The organism is Flavobacterium sp. GP15 (assembly GCF_014281985.1).
GTDB classification, from domain to species: Bacteria; Bacteroidota; Bacteroidia; order Flavobacteriales; family Flavobacteriaceae; genus Flavobacterium; species Flavobacterium pygoscelis.
Genome location: NZ_JACFTC010000006.1, coordinates 91957 through 112237, shown reverse-complemented (window position 1 = coordinate 112237; position 20281 = coordinate 91957). Strand labels below are relative to the sequence as shown.

Sequence of the window (20281 nt, the reverse complement as noted above, 5' to 3'; positions counted from 1 at the left end):
ATTATCCTTTTATTGTTACAGGAATTCCTGAAACCATTAACACCACTTTCTCCGCTCTTTTAGCAATATACTGATTCATCCAACCTTGTAATTCGGTAAATTTTCGTCCAATGTGCGTTTCAGCATGAACACCCATTCCTATTTCATTGGTAACAATAATAATAGTAGCGTTTTCTTGATTTACGATTTGGTCAAATTCTGCTTTGGCTTGTTCTAAACACAAAGCAACATCATTTTTAGTATCTATAAAAAAGTTAGTCAACCAAAGCGTAACACAATCAACTATGGCAACATTTCCGGAGAAATCAATTTCACTCAGGTGCTTTTCTTTTTCAATGTTTATCCAGCGTTCGTCACGATCCTTTTGATGACGATCAATTCTTTTTTGAAAATCATCATCCCATTTTCTCGCTGTTGCTACATACATTGGCTTAGCCGATAATTCTTTTGCCAAATTCTCGGCATAACTGCTTTTTCCTGAGCGCTCTCCGCCGGTTATCAGATATATCATTATAGTTAATAATTATTAATTATTCAATAGATTTTTATCCCTGTGATAGGTTCTTATTCTGTGGTTTATCGTTTTTAAAATCATACGGACAATGTCTACAACCGTTACCACAGCAGTTTCCTCTTTTCAAATGAAAGAAAGCTTTAAAAACATAATTCCCTTTCTCTAAATAGTAATCAATTCCTTCAATCAAATTATTGGATTTAGGCAACAATGCCGCTTTATTATGGAAAACGGTCTCCGGATTCAATGTCGTTATATACTCATCAATTTTTTCTGAGCAGGATTGCTTGAAACAAATAGGACAAAGACAATCAATTGCAGTTGTAGGAACAAATAAAGGCGGAAAATCATTACACCAACAGCTACTCCCTTCAACTGTATCCCCACAACCAAAGTCGACGCCGCACCTTGAACACTGTTTTTCTTTACTACCATTCATGTTGTAAAGATAGTATTTGTTGATTTTTTTAGGCTAAAAAATAAACAAGATTTTTTTGTAATTTCTTTTACCTTTGTCTTAATCATAAAATGGCATCATGAAGCTTACTTCTTATAAAATTCTTTTACTACTTGTTCTTTCAACCTTTGTTAGTTGTAAAAAAACCGAAAAATCAGAAAGCAAATTATTTTCAAACGCAAAAAACGAAATAGAATACGCCAGTAACTTAGCTATATTCAAACAGGAAGGTTATTCGATAGTAAAGATAATCAACCCTTGGCCCAATGCTGATAAAGACTTTACTTACATCTTAAAAGAGAAGAACGTTGTAGTTCCTGATAGCTTACAAAAATACAATACAATTCAAGTTCCTTTACAATCCATAGTTGTTACCTCAACTACTATTATTCCTTATTTAGAAATGCTTGGAGTTGAAAATCATTTGGTTGGATTCCCACATACTGATTATATTTCTTCGTCAAAAACTCGAAAATTAATTGACAATGGGTCGGTCAAAAATGTAGGTCAAAACGAAAAATTAAACATGGAGCAATTGATCGAAATGAGTCCAGAACTTATTGTCACTTTTGGCATTGACAATAACAATCCAATGATCGACAATCTGCAGAAAAGTGGCTTAAAAGTATTGATTCAAGCTGACTGGATGGAACAATCACCGCTTGGAAAAGCAGAATGGATAAAATTGTACGGAGCTCTTTTCGGAAAAGAAAAAGAAGCCAAAACTCAATTTGACGATATTATAAAAAATTACAAAGAAGCTATGAATTTAGTTTCCACCAAAAAACCAACAGCAAACGTATTATATGGCTCGATGTACCAAGACCAATGGTATGTAGCTAAAGCCAACAGTTGGGTTGCACAATTTTTAAAAGATGCCAAGGCAAATTACCTTTGGGCAGATACCGAAGGAACAGGTAGCATTGGATTATCATTCGAAAAAGTATTAGAAAAAGCAAAAAACGCCAATTTTTGGATTGCTACAGGTCCTTTTAAAACAGTGGCTGAATTAGAAAATATCAATCCGCATTACAGTCAATTTGATGCTTTCAAAACCAAACAAGTGTATACTTTTGAGGGTAAAATAGGAGCAACAGGAGGAACAATTTATTATGAATCGGCACCTAGCCGACCTGATTTAGTACTAAAAGATTACATCAAAATCTTCCATCCTGAATTACTTCCCAATTATACTTTTACCTTTGCACAAAAACTGAACTAAATTGGCCAATAAACAACGTAATATTATTTTATTTTCCTTACTGGGTTTAGGATTCATCATTTTGTTTTTTATAAACATCAGTTTTGGATCAATAAACATTCCTTTGAAGGAAGTATATAAAAGCTTAACCGGTGGACAGGCAAGCAAATCCACTTGGGAATACATTATCATTAATTACCGAATGCCTAAAGCGATTACAGCGGTTTTAGTTGGAATGGGTTTGTCAATAAGTGGTTTATTAATGCAAACCCTATTTAGAAATCCGTTAGCGGGTCCTTATGTTTTAGGACTCAGTTCAGGTGCGAGTTTAGGAGTTGCAATAGTCATATTAGGCGCTGCACTAATGCCTCCATTTTTAGCAACCTTTTTAGTCTCCTCCTACGGAATTGTTTTAGCTTCTAGCTTAGGCAGTTTTGCTGTTTTATTAGCTGTTTTAACGGTTTCACATCGCTTGCGTGATACTATGGCGATCTTAATTGTTGGTCTTATGTTTGGTAGTCTCACCAGTGCAATCGTAGGAACACTGACTTATTTTAGTACTGCAGAGCAATTACAAAAATTTACTTTTTGGTCTTTAGGAAATCTCGGTAATTTATCTTGGACGGCTATCTCTATTTTATCCAGTTGCGTTTTGATAGGATTAGTACTCAGTCTTATTAGTGTGAAACCACTGAATTCGTTACTTCTTGGCGAAAATTACGCAAAAAGTTTAGGTATGAATTATAAAAAAGCGAGACTCATTATAATTTTCGCTACCAGTATATTGGCAGGAAGTATTACTGCTTTTGCCGGACCAGTCGCCTTTATTGGATTAGCGGTTCCTCATATTGCAAAATTAGTTTTTCAAACGAGCAATCACACTATTTTATTTTGGGGCACTATTCTTTTTGGAGCATTAATTATGTTAATTTGCGATAGTATTTCCCAACTTCCTGGAAGTGATATTACATTACCAATTAATGCGGTTACCTCTATCTTTGGTGCGCCTATCGTAATTTGGTTATTAATTAGAAAACGTAAAATGATGAACTAATGAAAAACGAAATCATCTTACAAGCTTCAAAAATTAGCATTGGATATTCTCATAAAAAAGAAAAAACAATTATTGCCTCGAACATTGATTTATCTTTGCGAAAAGGGAAATTAATCGCTTTAATTGGGGCTAACGGAATTGGAAAATCTACTTTGTTAAAAATAATAACGGGGATTCAAAAAACTATTACAGGAACTGTTTTATTAAATGGTACTAGTATTCACAATCTAGATTCTTTAATATTAGCCCAAAATCTCAGTGTCGTTCTTACAGAAAAATTACCACCAAGCAATCTTACTGTTTTTGAATTGGTTGCCTTGGGAAGACAACCTTACACCAATTGGATAGGAAAATTAACAGATCTTGATATAGCAAAAGTAGAGGAAGCGATGCAACTCACTCAAATTTGTCATTTAGCCACTAAAAAACATTTCGAAATCAGTGATGGTCAATTGCAAAAGGTTCTCATAGCAAGAGCTTTAGCACAAGACACGCCTTTAATCATACTGGACGAGCCCACCACGCATCTCGATTTATTACATAAAGTTTCTCTTTTTAAACTGCTAAAAAAACTAACACAAGAAACTGAGAAATGCATCCTTTTTTCTACTCACGATATTGATATGGCGATACAATTAAGTGACGAAATGATTATTATGACTCCTGAAACTGTGATTCAAGACGAACCTTGCAACTTTATTTCAAAAGGAAGTTTTAACAATTTATTCAATGATGAACATATTATTTTTGATCAAGAAAAAGGAAAATTTTTAATTGTTTAAAAATTAGTTTTTCAATGAAATTTGACGTTTTGCTTCGCCAATTACAAAAGCAACAGAATTAGCAATATTAAAACTTCTGATTAAATTTGACATTGGAATAGTAAGATGATGCTCAAATTGAGATAAAACTTCCTCACTTAAACCTTTGCTTTCTTTACCAAAAACCAACCAATCACCTTCTTGGAATTCCGTTTCTAAATACGATGTATTAGCATGAGAACTCATTAGGAAAACACGCGATAAATCTGGTATTTGTGCTTTCCATTCGGCTACATTTTGATATTCTGTTACGTCAAGATGTACCCAATAATCCAATCCGGAACGCTTTAAGTTTTTATCATTTATCACAAATCCAAAAGGATGAATTAAGTGCAAACGACTTCCGGTTCCCACGCACAAACGACCAATATTCCCAGTATTATTAGGGATTTCAGGTTCTACTAAAACGATATTTAACATTTATATTTTTGATTAACGCTTTCTGATTCTTGATAGAGTTGGTTCCCTTGATTTTTGATATTATCATTAAAATCCTCCAATTCTATCACTTCGCCAGCTTGTAAGTCATTAAGATGTACATTACCTATTCTCACACGAACTAAACGTAAGGTTGGAAATCCAACTGCAGCAGTCATTTTGCGTACTTGACGAAACTTTCCTTCATTCACAGTAATTGAAGCCCAAGAAGTTGGTCCGTGACGTTCGTCTCGTATTTTTTTTCCACGAGCACCAAAAGCAGGGATTTCAGTAATTAATCTCGCATCACAAGGTTTCGTAATATATTTAGTTCCATTAAAACCAATCTCTACTCCTATTTTCAGTTTTTCAATGGCTTCCTGATTGATGATTCCATCAACTTGCACATAATATTCTTTATCTACTTTTTTACTTCTAATGATTTCACTCATCATTCCATCAGTAGTTAATAACAAAAGTCCTTCTGAATCTTCATCCAATCTCCCAATTGCCATAGTACCTTTTGGAAAATCATACAATTCTCCTAACAGTTTTTTTTTGCGTTTTAATTCATAAATGAACTGACTTAAATAACCGTAGGGTTTGTGAATAATGAAATGAGAATGCGACATTGTATTGTTTTTGGAATGCCCACAAAGATAGTTTTGTTTTGACTGAATTTAAAGTTCTATGGCTATACATTTGATGATTTTACCACAAAAGGATGTTAAATAATGAACAAAAGCGAGCTAAAATTTGTAATATTATACTAATTAAAATGATATTCATTAAAATCAAATAGTATGGAAAATAACAATTTAGGATCTAAAAAGACCAATAATAAGCAAAATACAAATGAAGGATTTAGTGGGGAAAACCTGCCAGAAGATTATAATCCTGCTGCACCAATTCTTAAAGAAGAAGTAGAAATTGACGCAGATGGCAATCAAAAAATTGTTCAAAGAGCGCGCAATGTAGATGGTAGTATTGCGCCATTGCCAGACGAAGAAGAAAGAACTTGGAATGAAAATGAAAGTTTAAGCCGTGGTGTTTCTACTGAAGAGGAAGCCATGAAAACAGTAGAAAATAAAGATTTAAATTCGGACATTACTGCACATCGTTATCCCAATTCACATCCAGACAATCATGAAGATAGAGGAAATATAAAGTTAGACGAATAACTTTTGATATTTTGTATTACGAGCCAATAGAGATAAAAATTTTTATTGGCTTTTTTTTTTGATAATTACATAAAACAATATTAATTAGGTTTATGAAGTCAAATTTAAATGACTCTAAAACTAATGAAGTCCAAATTTGAACTTTATTTAAAGCGAAAGCTATTAATCTTATTTTATAGAAATCCTATAATTCATTTTATTCCTTACTTTTACTTTTCAAATTTATTTTCATGTCAACTCTAATCCCCTTTTTACTTCTTTTTATAATTGCACTTTTTTTAGGCATTTTCATTGGAAAATTGATATTTGCCGCTCGATTTCAATCTGAAAAAATCAGTTTGGAAGAAAAATTGATTGCTGCAAATTCACAAATCAATCAATTGAGAGAACAACTTACAAATGAAAAAATAGTATTTCAAAAACAGCTGGAAAACAGTATTCTAGAAAAAGAAACTATTAGAACTGAAAAAGACAGTTTAGCCATTCAGCTTTCTAAAAAAGAAGTTGATTTTGAGAATCTTTGGGAACGCAATAAAGAACAAAAAGAAGAAGTCGAAAAGCTACAGGAAAAATTCACAAAAGAATTCGAGAATTTAGCTAATAAAATACTAGAAGAAAAATCGAATAAATTTACGGAGCAGAATAAGGAAAATATGAAAAACATCTTGACTCCATTGCAAGATAAAATTCAGTTATTCGAGAAAAAAGTCGAGGATACACACAAAGAAAGTATAGATTATCATGCTGCTTTGCGCCAACAAATTCTTGGTTTACGCGAAATGAATATTCAAATGAGCAAAGAAACAATCAACTTAACCAAAGCGTTAAAAGGCGATAGTAAAATGCAAGGAAACTGGGGAGAATTAGTTTTAGAACGTGTTTTAGAAAAATCGGGATTAGAAAAAGGGCGTGAATACGAAGTGCAACAAGCTTTTACAACAGCAGATGGAAATCGTGTTTTCCCAGATGTGGTAATCAATTTGCCCGACGGTAAAAAAATGATTGTCGATTCTAAAGTTTCATTGACTGCTTATGAAAAATACATCAATGAAGAGGATGATAGTCTAAAAACAGGGTATTTAAAGGAACATGTTCTTTCTATAAAACGCCACGTAGAGCAATTAGGCAACAAAAATTACCACGATTTATACCAAATTGAAAGTCCAGATTTTGTACTTTTATTTATTCCTATTGAGCCCGCGTTTGCAATGGCGCTTAATGAAGACACTACTTTATACAATAAAGCCTTCGAAAAAAACATAGTCATTGTTACTCCAGCAACTTTGTTGGCTACTTTACGAACGATTGATAGTATGTGGACCAACCAAAAACAACAAGAAAACGCTTTGGAAATTGCAAGACAAGCGGGAGCTTTATACGACAAATTTGAAGGTTTTGTAAATGATTTGATTCGGATAGGAAAAAAAATTGATGAAACTAAAACAGAATATAGTGGCGCTATGAACAAATTAGTAGAAGGAAAAGGAAACCTAATTGTAAGTGTCGAAAAACTAAAAAAAATGGGGGCTAAAGCTAAAAAAGCACTTCCGGAAAGTATTATAAACAGAGCTGAAATAGATGAAAACCAACTTTTAAATTAAAGACGAAATGAAAAAATTTCTATTAATAGTAGTCGCAATAGCGGTTTTAATTACAGCATCCTATTTTGGATTTTTACACAATACTAATTATAGCGAAGGCGTTCGTTCTGGAGAATTAATTAGAGTAAGTCATAAAGGAATCCTCTTTAAAACATGGGAAGGCGAAATTAGTCAAGGTATTTCTGGGGCGCAAATTTTTTCGTTTTCTGTAATGGATAGCGAAAAACAAGTAATTGCCGATTTGAATCAAATGGAAGGTCAATATGTTCAGGTCAGCTATAAAGAACTCTACAAGACTTTTCCTTGGTGGGGAGATTCCAGGTTTTTTATCACCTCAGTTAAGAAAGTTAATTCTCCTTTTAAAATAAAATAAATGAATCCATTATTCAAAACAGTTGCCTCTTCGCATATTAGTATTTCGCAATTGATGTTACCAAGCCATTCTAACTTTAGTGGCAAAATTCACGGTGGCTATATTTTATCTTTATTGGATCAGATTGCCTTTGCTTGTGCGTCTAAATTTTCAGGTAATTATTGCGTTACGGCTTCAGTAGATACTGTTAACTTTTTAAAACCCATTGAAGTTGGCGAATTAGTAACCATGAGAGCGAGCGTAAATTATGTGGGCAAAAGTTCGATGATTATTGGCATTAGAGTCGAAGCAGAAAATATACAAACCGGAGCAATTAAACATTGTAATTCTTCCTATTTTACGATGGTTGCAAAAGATAAACAAGGCTTAAATATACCAGTTCCTGGTTTAATTTTATCTCACAAAAATGACATCAGACGATTTATCAATTGTATCAAACAAATTGGACTTAAAAAAGAACAAAATCTTCATGAGGAAGCATTTGATTACAACTCAAAAGAATCTATAGAAAGTTTAAAAAACTACAACGTTCAAATTGAATCATCAGTACAATAACGTGCTAGAAATCAAGTTGTAATTACATACTATTAGTTAATTTTTCGTAACTTTAATTAATCTAAATCATAGATTGTTATGAGAAAAATTACCATACTAGCATTATTACTCATTGCAACAGTAACATCAGGACAAGAAAAAATGTTTTCCTATGATGGAATCATAAATTTCGAAGCTTCAATACCTTTATTTGAAGAAGTTAAAGCAACCAATAATAAAACAACTTGTGTTTTAATTACTAAAACAGGAGAAATTATGTGTTTGGTTTCGATCAAAGATTTTAAATTTAAAAGAAATTTAATGGAAGAGCACTTCAATACTAATTATATTGAAAGTGATAGGTATCCAAGAGCAACATTCAAAGGTAAAATTGAAAAATTTGATTTAAAAAACGTAAACACCGATCGAACTACTTATCAAATAAATGGCAAAATAACTATACGTGGTTTGTCTAAAAAAATCCTAATCAAAGGCACATTAAAAAGAACCGAAAATGGTATCGAACTTATATCATCTTTTCCTCTAAACACCGATGATTTTAATATAGAAATTCCATTTGTCGTGCGTACAAAAATTTCAAAAACCGTAAATACGCAAATTGCTTGTGTTTTTAAATAAATTTTCATTTACAAACAATCTTTCAAGGCCTGCTCTAAATTTTTAAATTTGAAATTAAAACCCGTCTGAAGTATTTTTTCTGATGAAACTCTTCTACCTGTTAGTACAATTATTGACATTTCACCCAAAACCATTTTTAATACAATAGCTGGAACATTCGGCAACCAAATAGAATAACCAAAAATACGAGCCAAGGTTTTAGAAAAAATAGTATTATTTGTATTATCGGTAACTGCAGCATTGTAAGGACCAGACATTTCAGCATTCTGTATGGCTTGCAAATAAATAGTACACAAATCATCTACATGAATCCAAGGCATATATTGTTTTCCAGAACCTATTGCAGAACCCAATCTATATTTAAAAAGAGGAATCAGTTTTTGTAAGAAACCCTCATTTTTTCCCAACACTAATCCCGTTCTAATTTTTACAGTACGAATATTTAAATTCTCTATAAAATCGATAGAATCTTCCCATTTTTGGCAAACATATCCTAAAAAGTCATTAGCTGGCGCATCGTTTTCAGTACAAATTTCTTCTCCATTTACGGCTCCATATATTCCAACGGCAGAAGCAGAAATAAAAGCATCTAACTTTTTGTAGTGTTTTTTAAGAACCATATATAGGAGTTGAGATGATTTTTCTCTACTATCGATGATAGCAGCTTTTCGTTTCGCAGTCCATCTTTTCTCACCAATATTCTCTCCTGCTAAATGAATAATATAATCGGCTTTCAAAACGGCCTCTTCTTCAATAAACTGAGTTGCTACATCCCATTTATAATAAAACACATCTGTTTTGTTTTGCTTTTCACTTCGGCTCAATATCGAAACAGTATATCCTTTACTTAGTAATAATGCTGTCAAATGAGTTCCTATAAATCCTGAACCACCACTTATTAAAACGTTCTTTTTCATATTTAGCAATTTATTGCTTTTAATTGGCTTTTACTAATTCACAACACTTCATTTCTGAACAAAATAAATAGGATGTTATGCCCATTTTATACCAATATATAGCGTCTGATTTTTAATACTATAAAATTATATTAAATTTTGTTTAACTTTATTAAAATATAGTTAAACATTTATTACCTTTATACTTTAATTTGAAACACAAAAAATATGGCTACTAAAAAAACAATACTTACAAAAGACAAAATAGTTTCAATGTACATGGATTACGTATTGGAGCATAGCGAAAAACCAAAATCAGTTTATCATTTTACAAAAATGAATGATTTTACAGAAACAGAGTTTTACGCTTTTTTTGGTACAATAGAAAGTATCGAAAAAGAAATCTTCAAAATGTTTGTTGAAAAAACAGTGGAGTTACTTTCTAAAAATGCAGATTACGAAAACTATGATATGAAAAGCAAAATGCTAAGCTTTTACTTTACATTCTTCGAAATATTAACCGCTAACAGAAGTTATGTCGTTCTCGTTCTAAAAAATCAAGGCGATCAACTAAAAAAACTGATGCAGCTTTCTGGATTAAGAAATAGTTTTAAAAATTATTTAACAGAAATCATTACTGATGATTTTAGAACACAACAAGAAAAACTACAAAACTTTCAAGAGAAAGCATTTCAAGAAGCTTCCTGGATTCAGCTTTTATTAGCCCTAAAATTCTGGATAGAAGATGCTTCCCCTTCTTTTGAAAAAACAGACATCTATATTGAAAAATCAGTCAAAGCGACTTTTGAACTAATGAATATTACTCCTATAGATAGCTTAATCGACTTTGGAAAATTTATTTTCAAAGAAAAAATATACAACAAATAATGAAAACGATAGACTACATACCAACGTCAAAAATTGAAAGAGCTACAAAACTGGTGCAAACTGGTGCAAAAGTGGGCGTAAATTACTTGAAATATTACGGTGAGAAAATGGTCAATTCTGATTTGACTAGAGACAAACTCAACGAGGACAATGCTGAGGACATTTATGATGGTTTAAAAAGCCTGAAAGGAAGTGCGCTAAAAGTGGCACAGATGCTAAGTATGGACAAAAGTTTCTTGCCGCAAGCTTACGTAGAAAAATTTTCGCTTTCGCAATTTTCTGTACCACCACTTTCTGCTCCGCTCGTATTAAAAACCTTCAAAAATAATTTCGGAAAAACTCCTTACGAGATTTTTGATGAATTTAATGCCACATCGGTAAATGCGGCCAGTATTGGTCAAGTGCATGTAGCAACAAAAAATGGTAAAAAATTAGCGGTAAAAATTCAATATCCTGGCGTGGCTAATAGCATATCGTCTGATTTAGCGATGGTAAAACCTATCGCAATTAGAATGTTTAATTTGCAAGGAAAGGATTCTGATAAGTATTTCAAAGAAGTTGAGGATAAATTAATTGAAGAAACCAATTATTTACTGGAATTAGAGCAAAGTCAAGAGGTGGTTGCTGCTTGCAAAAAAATAAAAAACCTCGTTTTTCCAGAATACTATCCTGAATTTTCATCAGAGAAAATCATTACCATGGATTGGATGACAGGCCTTCACCTTTCTGAATTCACCAAGAAAAACACCAATCAAGAAGTGTCTGACAAATTGGGACAAGCCTTATGGGATTTTTATATGTACCAAATTCATATTTTGAAAAAAGTACATGCCGATCCGCATCCTGGAAATTTCTTAGTAAATGATAACAACGAATTAGTTGCATTGGATTTTGGTTGTATGAAAACAATTCCAACCGATTTTTACATTCCTTATTTTGAATTAATCGACAAAAAAGTAATCAATAATGCAGAATTATTCAATACAAAATTATTTGAATTGGAGATTTTGAGAACCGATGATTCTAAAGAAGAAATTGCTTATTTCACCGAAATGTTCTACGATTTATTGTCTTTGTTTACGAAGCCTTTTCAAGAAGAAAATTTTGATTTTTCAGACGAAAGTTTTTTTGAAAGTATTGCTCAATTAGGAGAACGTTTTTCTAAAGATACCAATTTGAGAAAAATGAATGGTAATAGAGGTTCGAAACATTTTATTTACATGAACCGAACTTTCTTTGGATTATACAATTTGCTTTTTGACTTGAAAGCCAAGATTGTGGTAAATGAGTTTGAAAAATACAGATAGTGAAAAAGGAAAATCTGCCCTCTAAAATGTGTTTGGTTTGCAACCGACCATTTACTTGGCGGAAAAAGTGGGAAAAAGTTTGGGACGAAGTCAAATATTGTAGTGAAAAATGCAAAAGAAACAAAAAGGGTTAGTTTGGTTTAGAAATGATTTGAGAGTCAATGATAATGAATCATTGACCAAGGCAATAGCGGAAAATGAAAATGTAATTGGTATCTATTATTTTGATCCTCGCCATTTTGAAACCACGAAATTCGGATTTAAAAAAACAGAAAAATACAGAGCTCAATTTTTAATTGAAACAGTAACCGAATTAAAACAAAATCTAGAAAAACTAAATATTCCACTTTTGGTTTATCATCAAATGCCGGAAGATTGTATTGCGAAAATAGTTATTGAAAATGAAATTCAAACTATTTATTTTCAACAAGAATGGACAACTGAAGAAACAGCAGTTTTGGAAAACTTAAAGTTAAAAGTTCCTATAACAATAGAATTTAAAGCAACTTTCAACCAGTTTTTATACCATCCAGAAGATGTTCCTTTTGAGATCGAGTTTATTCCAAACGTTTTTACACAATTCCGAACGAAGTGTGAAAAATACAGTAAGGTTAGAACAGAATTTGTAGTTCAAGCCATGCCAAAAGAAAATTTAGAAGAAAATAAAACTCAGATTCCGACTCTTAAAGATTTAGGATTTACTGTTTTTGATATTGATTCTAGAACGGCTTTCCCTTTTAAGGGTGGCGAAAATGAAGCCTTAAAAAGGATAGAACATTATTTTTGGGAAACGAATAAACTCGGCGTTTACAAATTGACTCGCAACGGATTAATAGGAACAGATTTTAGCTCTAAATTTTCACCTTGGTTAGCCAATGGTAGTATTTCGGCAAAAACGATTTATTGGGAAATTATTAATTATGAACAACAAGTCCAAAAAAATGATTCGACTTATTGGTTAGTTTTCGAATTGATTTGGAGGGATTATTTTAAATATATTTCGTTAAAAAATGGCAGTTCCATTTTTAAAATCGGAGGAATTTTAGACAAAGATTACGAATGGAAATCGAATCAAAATCAAATTAAAAGTTGGATAAACGGAACAACAGCAGAACCTTTTGTAAATGCCAATATGATCGAGCTGCAACAAACGGGATGGATGAGCAATAGAGGAAGGCAAAATGTAGGATCTTATTTTGCTAAGAATTTACATTTAGATTGGCGCATCGGAGCGGCTTATTTTGAATCGATGCTTATTGATTATGACGTACACAGCAATTATGGAAATTGGATGTATGTTGCTGGTGTGGGTAACGATCCTAGAGATCGAAAATTCAATATTGCTTTACAAGCTTCAAATTATGACGGAGAATCTAAGTTTAGGAAATTATGGTTGCAACAACAGTTATTTTAAAGAGATATGAACACGAATAAGAAAAGTATAAATGTAGTTTGGTTTAAGAGAGACCTTCGTTTACAAGACAACGAGGCGATCTACAATGCAACAAAATCAGCAACGCCTACTTTATTACTTTATGTATTCGAAAAGTCTTTAGAAAACGATGCACATTATAGTGAAAGACATTGGAATTTCATCAAGCAATCGTTAGTTGACATGAACAAACAATTGGAAAATTACAACACTAGAGTTTTGTGTGTTTCCTCAGAAGTTATTCAAGTATTTAATATTATTGAAGAAGTATATCGTATTGAAACTGTTTATTCGCATCAAGAAACAGGTTTAAAAATTACGTACGAAAGAGATAAAACCTTCAAAAGATTTTGCAAAAACAACCAAATTAGTTGGATAGAGAATATTAACAATGGCATTTTTAGAGCGTTAAAAAACAGAACTAATTGGGTAACGAGTTGGGAGAATTACATGAACGAACCGGTTTTTGTTTTTCATCCAAAAGAGGAACAATTTGTAAACAACAGTGAAATTTCTGAATTGGAAAAAATGTTAGATAAAAGTGATCTGGAAACGATTCCAGATACTATTTTTCAAAAAGGTGGTTCAACCATGGCTGGAAAATATTTAAAAACTTTTCTTGATGAACGCTATCATCAATATAGTTATCATATATCTAAACCTTTATTAGCCAGAAAAAGTTGTAGCAGATTGTCTCCTTATATTGCTTGGGGAAATGTATCTACTAGACAAGTTTTACAAAAAGCAGCTACTTTCCGATTGACTTGTAGTGATAAAAAACAGATCGATTCCTTTGTATCTAGATTGACTTGGCAAGCCCATTTCATTCAAAAATTTGAAATGGAAGAAATCATGGAATTTGAAAGTGTTAACAAAGGTTTTCATTCTCTAAAAAAGAAACCCAACGAAAATTACATTGAAGCTTGGCAAAAAGGGCAAACTGGATTTCCGTTGATCGATGCTTCGATGCGCTGTTTAAATGAAACGGGCTATTTGAACTTTAGAATGCGAGCGATGTTAGTGTCCTTTTTTACCCATAATTTATGGCAACCGTGGCAAGAAGCTACGTCGCATTTATCACAAATGTTTTTGGATTTTGAACCCGGAATTCATTTTCCGCAATTGCAAATGCAGGCAGGAGAAACCGGAATTAATATGTTACGTATATACAATCCAATAAAAAACAGTTACGAACACGATCCCGAAGGAGAATTTATAAAAAAATGGGTTCCTGAATTACAAAACTTGCCTAGAGCATTTGTACACGAACCCTATAAAATGACTTATTTAGATCAAAAATTTAATGATTTTGAAATAGGTATAAATTATCCAAAACCGATCGTAAATATGGAAAGAACTAGAAAATATGCAAGTGATTTTTTATGGAGTATGAAAAAAAATCCATTAGTAAAAGAAGAAGGTTTGCGCATATTAAAATTACATACCATGGCTGATATTGGAGATAGCGAATAGATTTTACAGAGATATAAAAATACATTTTAAATAAAAAAAGGAAATTGTGACAGAAAAGAAACAACTAACTGATTTAGAAAAAGACCGAGTTATAGAAATGGCTTGGGAAGACCGAACCACATTTGATGCTATTTTGCTACAATTTGGTTTAAAAGAGCAAGAAGTAATCGATTTGATGCGTACGGAAATGAAACCATCGAGTTTTAGAATGTGGCGCGAACGCGTTCAAGGACGTAAAACAAAACATGGAAAATTAAGAGATTTTAGAGAAGGACGTTTTAAGTGTAGTATGCAAAGACAAATTAATAACAATAAGATTGCTAAGCGCTAAACTTCTGGAAACTACTAATAAAACCAAATTATATTTATAATAACTATTTTAATAAAGATGAAAAACATAGTAATCATTGGCGGAAGCAAAGGAATTGGAAGTGCCATTTTGTTGCAACAATTAGAAAGCAATAAAGTGTTTAACATCAGTAGAAATGCGCCAGAAATAACACATCCTAATTTAAAACACTTCTCTTTAGATGTTTTGAAAGACACACTTCCGGAGATTGAAAACATAGACACTTTGATTTATTGTCCTGGTTCTATTAATTTAAAACCAATAGGAAGTCTAAGTATTGATGATTTTAGAACGGACTTTGAAATTAATGTCATTGGAGCGGTAAAGACGATTCAGAAATATTTACCTGTTTTAAAAAAAGGAAATAATCCGTCTATTGTTTTATTCAGCACCGTAGCGGCCAAATTAGGAATGCCTTTTCATGCCAGTATTGCTACTGCAAAAGCGGGTGTAGAAGGATTGGTAAAGTCATTAGGAGCAGAATTAGCTTCGGTGGTTCGTATCAATGCCATTGCACCAACAATCACAGAAACTTCTCTGGCTGCAGGAATTCTGAGAAACGATCGCATGAAAGAAAATATGGTAGAACGCCATCCGATGAAAGGGTATTTAAAACCCGAAGAAGTAGCTAATATGGCAAACTTTCTTATATCAGAAAATGCAAAATCAATTTCAGGACAAGTATTTGAAATGGATTACGGAATTGTAACCTTCAAAATCTAAATAAACCACATTAAAAATAAAAAATAAAACCATGATTAAAGAAATGAAAAGCTACGAAAAAATAGAGCAATACGATACTGAAGTAACAGAAGCATTGGCCAGCAATTATAAAACTGTAATTGGTACGCTTGGAGAAGATGTAAATAGAGAAGGTCTAGAAAAAACACCAGAAAGAGTCGCCAAAGCAATGCAATATCTTACACATGGTTATGGTTTAGATCCTTTAGAAATTTTAAAATCAGCGATGTTCACAGAAGATCACCGTCAAATGATTATCGTTAAAGATATTGAGGTATATTCGATGTGTGAACACCACATGTTACCCTTTTTTGGGAAAGCGCACGTTGCATACATCCCGAATGGTAAAATTGTTGGCTTGAGCAAAATACCAAGAGTAGTCGATGCGTTTGCAAGAAGAATGCAGGTACAAGAACGATTGACCGACCAGATTAAAAATTGTATTCAGGAAGCACTAGATCCTCTTGGAGTAGCTGTTGTCATTGAAGCACAACATATGTGTATGCAAATGCGTGGCATTCAGAAACAAAATTCGGTTACTACCACTTCTTCTTTTACAGGTGCGTTTGAAAAAAACAAAACGAGAAAAGAATTTATAAATTTGATTTCCAATAAATTAAGCTAATTTAGTAGCACAACATTACTCTTTTTTTGCTTGTTTAAAAGATTCAAAGCATCTCTCACTGATAATTTGTAATTTATAGAATCGAAAAATCGCTTTACAATATTGAAAATAAAATTACTATGAAAATTCTCTTAACAGGCGCAACAGGTTATATCGGAAAGCGACTTTTACCACTATTGGTAGCCCAAGGACACGATATAATCTGTTGTGTAAGAGATAAAAATAGATTTTATTTCCCTATTGAGTTTAAAGATAAAGTTAGTGTTGTCGAAGTCGATTTTTTAAATCATGAAACATTAACCAACATTCCAGATAGTATTGATGCAGCGTATTATTTGATTCATTCGATGTCTGGTTCTGCCTCTAATTTTGATGAGTTAGAGAGTCAATCTGCATTAAATTTTGTAAACCGACTGAATGAAACTAACGCCAAACAGGTTATTTACTTGAGTGGTATTGTGAATGATACCTCATTATCCAAACATTTATCTTCTAGAAAAAAAGTAGAGGAAATACTAAATTCAGGTGTATTTGACACCACTACATTGAGAGCGGGAATCATTGTTGGTTCAGGAAGTGCTTCGTTTGAAATCATTCGGGATTTAGTAAACAAATTGCCTGTCATGGTTACACCAAAATGGCTAAACACAAGATGCCAACCTATTGCAATTACAGATGTACTTCAGTTTTTATCTAAATCATTATTTAATCCAGCGACTTACAATCAAAGTTTTGATATTGGTGGTCCCGATATTTTGACTTATAAAGAAATGTTGCTTGGTTTTGCCGAAGCAAAAAACCTAAAACGTTGGATTGTTACCGTTCCGATAATGACACCCAAATTATCTTCCTATTGGCTGTATTTTGTGACCTCAACTTCCTATAGATTAGCTTCCGCATTAGTTAGCAGTATGAAAGTAGAAGTAGTTTGTAGCGATACCCGAATTAATGAATTACTGGAGGTGACTCCAATGTCATACAAACAAGCGCTATCTCGTGCTTTGATAAAAGTAGATGAAGATAAAGTAGCATCGAGTTGGAAAGATTCCTTAGTAAGCGGTCGTTTCACGAGTAATATGTCGGAATATTTAAAAGTTCCTAAAAAAGACTGTTTCATAGACCGTCGCAAAATGGAAATTATAGATCGCGATTTCACCATTAACCAAATTTGGTCTATTGGTGGAGATACGGGTTGGTATTATGGCGACTGGTTGTGGGATTTAAGAGGATTTATAGATAAATTATATGGTGGCGTTGGTTCAAGAAGAGGAAGAACAAACCGACACGATATTCATTCTGGTGATGCTTTAGATTTTTGGCGTGTGTTATATGCCAATAAAGAAGAAGGCAAATTAATTCTTTTTGCAGAAATGAAACTGCCAGGCGAAGCTTGGCTAGAATTTAAGATTATTCACAATACCTTATACCAAGCAGCGACTTTTAGACCTAGAGGTTTTTGGGGAAAAGTGTATTGGTATTCTGTGTTACCTTTCCATGGGTTTATTTTTAAGGGAATGCTAGAGAAGTTAATCAAGTAATTAATTCAATGAATAAGATTGGGTTTATTTGCGTGGTAAACTTAAACCTATTTAGTAATTATATTGAAAGGTAAATTATCTGCCAAAATTTATTAAACATATAAGACATATAAGCATAAGTGTCATTTTTTACCACCCAAAAAAGAAAGTTCAATTAAGTTTTTAAAAAAGTTTTGAGGCTCGGGCGTTAGAGATGATTTTAATTAACTCTAATTTGGAAAAAAATATAAATTGAAATTGAGAAGTAGTATATTCTTGAAATATCATTTCTTGAACTACGAATTATTTAATCCAAAGAATACATTAAAATCTGCGGTAATCTTTTAAATCCGTGTAATCCGTGTTTAAAAAAACTTATATTTCTTAAATCCTGCTTCACAAACTTACTCATTATGTAAAAAAACTTAAATGACTTATATGATAAAAATAATTGAAGTAAAAAATACTACTTTACAATTCCAGCCTTATAAGTGGCAATCGCACGATCTCTCGCCATAGCGTGCTCTACCATTGGTTTTCCGTATCCTAATTGGAATTCTTTGATCCATTTACGAACATACATTCCTTTTTCGTCAAATTTCTTTTGTTGAATTTCAGGATTAAAAACACGAAAGTAAGGAGCCGCATCGCAACCTGTTCCCGCCGCCCATTGCCAATTTCCTACGTTAGCAGACATTTCGTAATCTAATAGTTTTTCAGCAAAATACGCTTCGCCCCATTGCCACTGAATCAATAAATGCTTGCATAAAAAGCTAGCCACCACCATACGCACTCTGTTGTGCATATAGCCTGTTTCATTAAGTTGACGCATTCCTGCATCGACCATAGGATATCCAGTAGTTCCGTTGCACCAACGTTTGAAATCTTCCTCATTGTTGCGCCACTGAATTCCGTCATAAGCCGCTTTAAAGTTTTGAGTCACAACTTTTGGAAAACTAAAAAGAATTTGCATAAAAAACTCTCTCCAGATTAATTCACTCAAAAAAACATCGTTTTTATGAAAAGCCCAGTTCACTAATTTTCGGATGCTTACGGTTCCAAAACGCAAATGTGGAGATAAATAAGAGGTTTGATCTAAAGCGGGATAGTCTCTTATATCTTGGTAATTGGTAATAAATTTGAGATTATGATCCTTTACTTTTATCGTACTCTCTTGAAAACCTATTTGTTCTAAAGTGGGGAAAATAAAAATACTTTTATAAAAATTAAAAAACGAAGCAGCACAGTCGTATTCAGGAACAGGAGCTAAAGTTTTGTATTTTTCTAACCATTTATTTTTAAAAGGAGTATAAACGGTATAAGGCAATCCATCTGCTTTTGTGATTTCTTTTTCTTCAAAAATTACTTGGTCTTTAAAGGAATAAGCAATAGTATTGTTTTTTTCTAAAAGTTCGTAAATAGCAGTATCTCTTTGAATGGCATACGGTTCATAATCTTTATTAAAGAAAACTTCTTTGCCATCAAATTCTTTTAAAAGAGCTTCCCAAATTTCAAAAGTCTTTCCTTTTTTTATTAAAATGGAACTTCCTTGTTCTAGTAATTGCGCATTAATTTTAGAAAGATTTTCGTGTATAAATCCAACTCTTGGATCATTATTTGGCAGACTATCCAGAATAGCATCATCAAAAATAAAGAGCGGAATTACCGGATATTTAGACTGTAAGGCGTGAAATAATCCTACATTATCTTCCAATCGCAAATCACGTCGGAACCAAAAAAAAGAAACTGGTTGCTTGCTCATTATTTCGAATTAAACATTTTGTCAATGACTACACGACGGTGCTCAAATATAGATTTCAACTTGTTTTGTACTACTAAAGTATTCATGATTCTACCCAAAAAACCCAATGGCAATCCGTAATGTACCACATCAGTCATTTTAGTTCCTGTTGGTGTAGCTTCAAAAAAATGTTTGTGGTGCCAAAAACTATACGGACCAAAACGCTGTTCATCGATAAAGTAACTATGGTCTTTGACTTGCGTAATTTCAGTCATCCAAGATAAAGAAATCCCTAAAAGTGGCGTTACTTTATACTGTATTATTTGACCTGGATACATGTTTTTATCATCAAAATCGGTGATTTGAAAACCCATTTCTTTTGGTGTTATTTTTTGAAGATTTTTAGGGCTTGAAAAAAAAGACCAACATTCTTCAAGACTTGCATTTACATGCTGAACGGTTTCTTGTTTGTATATTTTCATGATTGATTTTTAAGAAAAATATTGATGAAATACGCGAT

At 32.6% G+C, this 20281-nt stretch carries 24 protein-coding genes; 17 read left to right on the top strand and 7 right to left on the bottom strand.

Translation table 11 applies throughout. The features are described from left to right. Nucleotide 1 precedes the first annotated feature (1 nt). Complete coding sequence (cobU, locus tag H2650_RS12660) at nucleotides 2-511, bottom strand: bifunctional adenosylcobinamide kinase/adenosylcobinamide-phosphate guanylyltransferase (RefSeq protein WP_188051183.1); 510 nt, start codon at nucleotides 509-511, stop codon at nucleotides 2-4. Nucleotides 512-545: 34 nt separating this feature from the next. Further along, nucleotides 546-953, bottom strand: coding sequence for a DUF5522 domain-containing protein (locus H2650_RS12655; RefSeq protein ID WP_188051182.1), 408 nt, complete (start codon nucleotides 951-953; stop codon nucleotides 546-548). 97 nt (nucleotides 954-1050) lie between these two features. Between H2650_RS12655 and H2650_RS12650 the strand changes: the two genes are divergently transcribed. From H2650_RS12650 to H2650_RS12640, 3 genes are read left to right on the top strand one after another with little or no spacing between them, the layout of a single operon-like run. Next, a complete protein-coding gene (locus H2650_RS12650) occupies nucleotides 1051-2193 on the top strand; it encodes an ABC transporter substrate-binding protein (RefSeq protein ID WP_188051181.1) in 1143 nt (380 codons plus the stop codon). Between the two features lies 1 nt (nucleotide 2194). After that, nucleotides 2195-3226 (top strand): iron ABC transporter permease, encoded by a 1032-nt coding sequence (locus H2650_RS12645; RefSeq protein WP_188051180.1) that lies wholly within the window; start codon nucleotides 2195-2197, stop codon nucleotides 3224-3226. Beyond that, nucleotides 3226-4008 carry an ABC transporter ATP-binding protein gene (locus H2650_RS12640; protein WP_188051179.1) on the top strand — a complete coding sequence of 261 codons (783 nt, stop codon included), beginning with the start codon at nucleotides 3226-3228 and terminating at the stop codon, nucleotides 4006-4008. The genes H2650_RS12645 and H2650_RS12640 overlap by 1 nt, the downstream gene beginning before the upstream one ends. A 3-nt stretch (nucleotides 4009-4011) precedes the next feature. On the opposite strand, the gene H2650_RS12635 is transcribed toward H2650_RS12640, so the two are convergent. Both H2650_RS12635 and H2650_RS12630 read right to left on the bottom strand, forming a co-directional pair. Then, on the bottom strand, nucleotides 4012-4467 hold the full coding sequence (locus tag H2650_RS12635) for a tRNA (cytidine(34)-2'-O)-methyltransferase (RefSeq protein ID WP_188051178.1): 456 nt from the start codon (nucleotides 4465-4467) through the stop codon (nucleotides 4012-4014). Then, nucleotides 4461-5096 (bottom strand): pseudouridine synthase, encoded by a 636-nt coding sequence (locus tag H2650_RS12630; protein ID WP_188051177.1) that lies wholly within the window; start codon nucleotides 5094-5096, stop codon nucleotides 4461-4463. Before H2650_RS12630 ends, H2650_RS12635 begins: the two co-directional genes overlap by 7 nt. A gap of 171 nt (nucleotides 5097-5267) precedes the next feature. Between H2650_RS12630 and H2650_RS12625 the strand changes: the two genes are divergently transcribed. From H2650_RS12625 to H2650_RS12605, 5 genes are all read left to right on the top strand, one after another. Next, nucleotides 5268-5645, top strand: coding sequence for a hypothetical protein (locus H2650_RS12625; RefSeq protein ID WP_188051176.1), 378 nt, complete (start codon nucleotides 5268-5270; stop codon nucleotides 5643-5645). A gap of 230 nt (nucleotides 5646-5875) precedes the next feature. After that, the gene (rmuC, locus tag H2650_RS12620; protein WP_188051175.1) at nucleotides 5876-7246 is read left to right on the top strand and encodes a DNA recombination protein RmuC; all 1371 of its coding nucleotides are present in this window, start codon (nucleotides 5876-5878) and stop codon (nucleotides 7244-7246) included. A gap of 7 nt (nucleotides 7247-7253) precedes the next feature. After that, nucleotides 7254-7619: a 6-phosphogluconate dehydrogenase gene (locus tag H2650_RS12615; RefSeq protein WP_188051174.1), complete on the top strand. Its 366-nt coding sequence runs from the start codon at nucleotides 7254-7256 to the stop codon at nucleotides 7617-7619. Beyond that, on the top strand, nucleotides 7620-8174 hold the full coding sequence (locus H2650_RS12610; protein ID WP_188051173.1) for an acyl-CoA thioesterase: 555 nt from the start codon (nucleotides 7620-7622) through the stop codon (nucleotides 8172-8174). 78 nt (nucleotides 8175-8252) lie between these two features. Further along, nucleotides 8253-8792 carry a YceI family protein gene (locus tag H2650_RS12605; RefSeq protein WP_188051172.1) on the top strand — a complete coding sequence of 180 codons (540 nt, stop codon included), beginning with the start codon at nucleotides 8253-8255 and terminating at the stop codon, nucleotides 8790-8792. Nucleotides 8793-8800: 8 nt separating this feature from the next. On the opposite strand, the gene H2650_RS12600 is transcribed toward H2650_RS12605, so the two are convergent. After that, nucleotides 8801-9709: a TIGR01777 family oxidoreductase gene (locus H2650_RS12600; RefSeq protein WP_188051171.1), complete on the bottom strand. Its 909-nt coding sequence runs from the start codon at nucleotides 9707-9709 to the stop codon at nucleotides 8801-8803. A gap of 207 nt (nucleotides 9710-9916) precedes the next feature. Between H2650_RS12600 and H2650_RS12595 the strand changes: the two genes are divergently transcribed. From H2650_RS12595 to H2650_RS12555, 9 genes are all read left to right on the top strand, one after another. Beyond that, nucleotides 9917-10576 (top strand): TetR family transcriptional regulator C-terminal domain-containing protein, encoded by a 660-nt coding sequence (locus tag H2650_RS12595; protein ID WP_188051170.1) that lies wholly within the window; start codon nucleotides 9917-9919, stop codon nucleotides 10574-10576. After that, on the top strand, nucleotides 10576-11883 hold the full coding sequence (locus H2650_RS12590; protein ID WP_188051169.1) for an AarF/ABC1/UbiB kinase family protein: 1308 nt from the start codon (nucleotides 10576-10578) through the stop codon (nucleotides 11881-11883). Before H2650_RS12595 ends, H2650_RS12590 begins: the two co-directional genes overlap by 1 nt. Beyond that, nucleotides 11883-12017 (top strand): DUF2256 domain-containing protein, encoded by a 135-nt coding sequence (locus tag H2650_RS12585; protein WP_188051168.1) that lies wholly within the window; start codon nucleotides 11883-11885, stop codon nucleotides 12015-12017. Before H2650_RS12590 ends, H2650_RS12585 begins: the two co-directional genes overlap by 1 nt. After that, entirely contained in the window at nucleotides 11993-13297 is a 1305-nt protein-coding gene (locus tag H2650_RS12580) for a DASH family cryptochrome (RefSeq protein ID WP_188051167.1), read from the top strand. Before H2650_RS12585 ends, H2650_RS12580 begins: the two co-directional genes overlap by 25 nt. Before the next feature lie 6 nt (nucleotides 13298-13303). Next, on the top strand, nucleotides 13304-14788 hold the full coding sequence (locus H2650_RS12575; protein ID WP_188051166.1) for a cryptochrome/deoxyribodipyrimidine photo-lyase family protein: 1485 nt from the start codon (nucleotides 13304-13306) through the stop codon (nucleotides 14786-14788). Between the two features lie 46 nt (nucleotides 14789-14834). Further along, a complete protein-coding gene (locus H2650_RS12570) occupies nucleotides 14835-15119 on the top strand; it encodes a TIGR03643 family protein (protein ID WP_188051165.1) in 285 nt (94 codons plus the stop codon). 57 nt (nucleotides 15120-15176) lie between these two features. Continuing rightward, nucleotides 15177-15860, top strand: a complete 684-nt coding sequence (locus H2650_RS12565; protein WP_188051164.1) for an SDR family NAD(P)-dependent oxidoreductase — start codon at nucleotides 15177-15179, stop codon at nucleotides 15858-15860. A gap of 31 nt (nucleotides 15861-15891) precedes the next feature. Continuing rightward, a complete protein-coding gene (gene folE / locus H2650_RS12560) occupies nucleotides 15892-16503 on the top strand; it encodes a GTP cyclohydrolase I FolE (RefSeq protein WP_236023911.1) in 612 nt (203 codons plus the stop codon). 119 nt (nucleotides 16504-16622) lie between these two features. After that, complete coding sequence (locus H2650_RS12555; protein ID WP_188051163.1) at nucleotides 16623-18041, top strand: SDR family oxidoreductase; 1419 nt, start codon at nucleotides 16623-16625, stop codon at nucleotides 18039-18041. A gap of 445 nt (nucleotides 18042-18486) precedes the next feature. Here H2650_RS12555 and H2650_RS12550 read toward each other — a convergent pair whose 3' ends face one another. Together H2650_RS12550 and H2650_RS12545 are read right to left on the bottom strand one after the other, a co-directional pair. Further along, the gene (locus tag H2650_RS12550) at nucleotides 18487-19782 is read right to left on the bottom strand and encodes a deoxyribodipyrimidine photo-lyase (protein WP_188051162.1); all 1296 of its coding nucleotides are present in this window, start codon (nucleotides 19780-19782) and stop codon (nucleotides 18487-18489) included. After that, nucleotides 19782-20243, bottom strand: coding sequence for an SRPBCC family protein (locus H2650_RS12545; RefSeq protein ID WP_188051161.1), 462 nt, complete (start codon nucleotides 20241-20243; stop codon nucleotides 19782-19784). Before H2650_RS12545 ends, H2650_RS12550 begins: the two co-directional genes overlap by 1 nt. Nucleotides 20244-20281 lie beyond the last annotated feature (38 nt).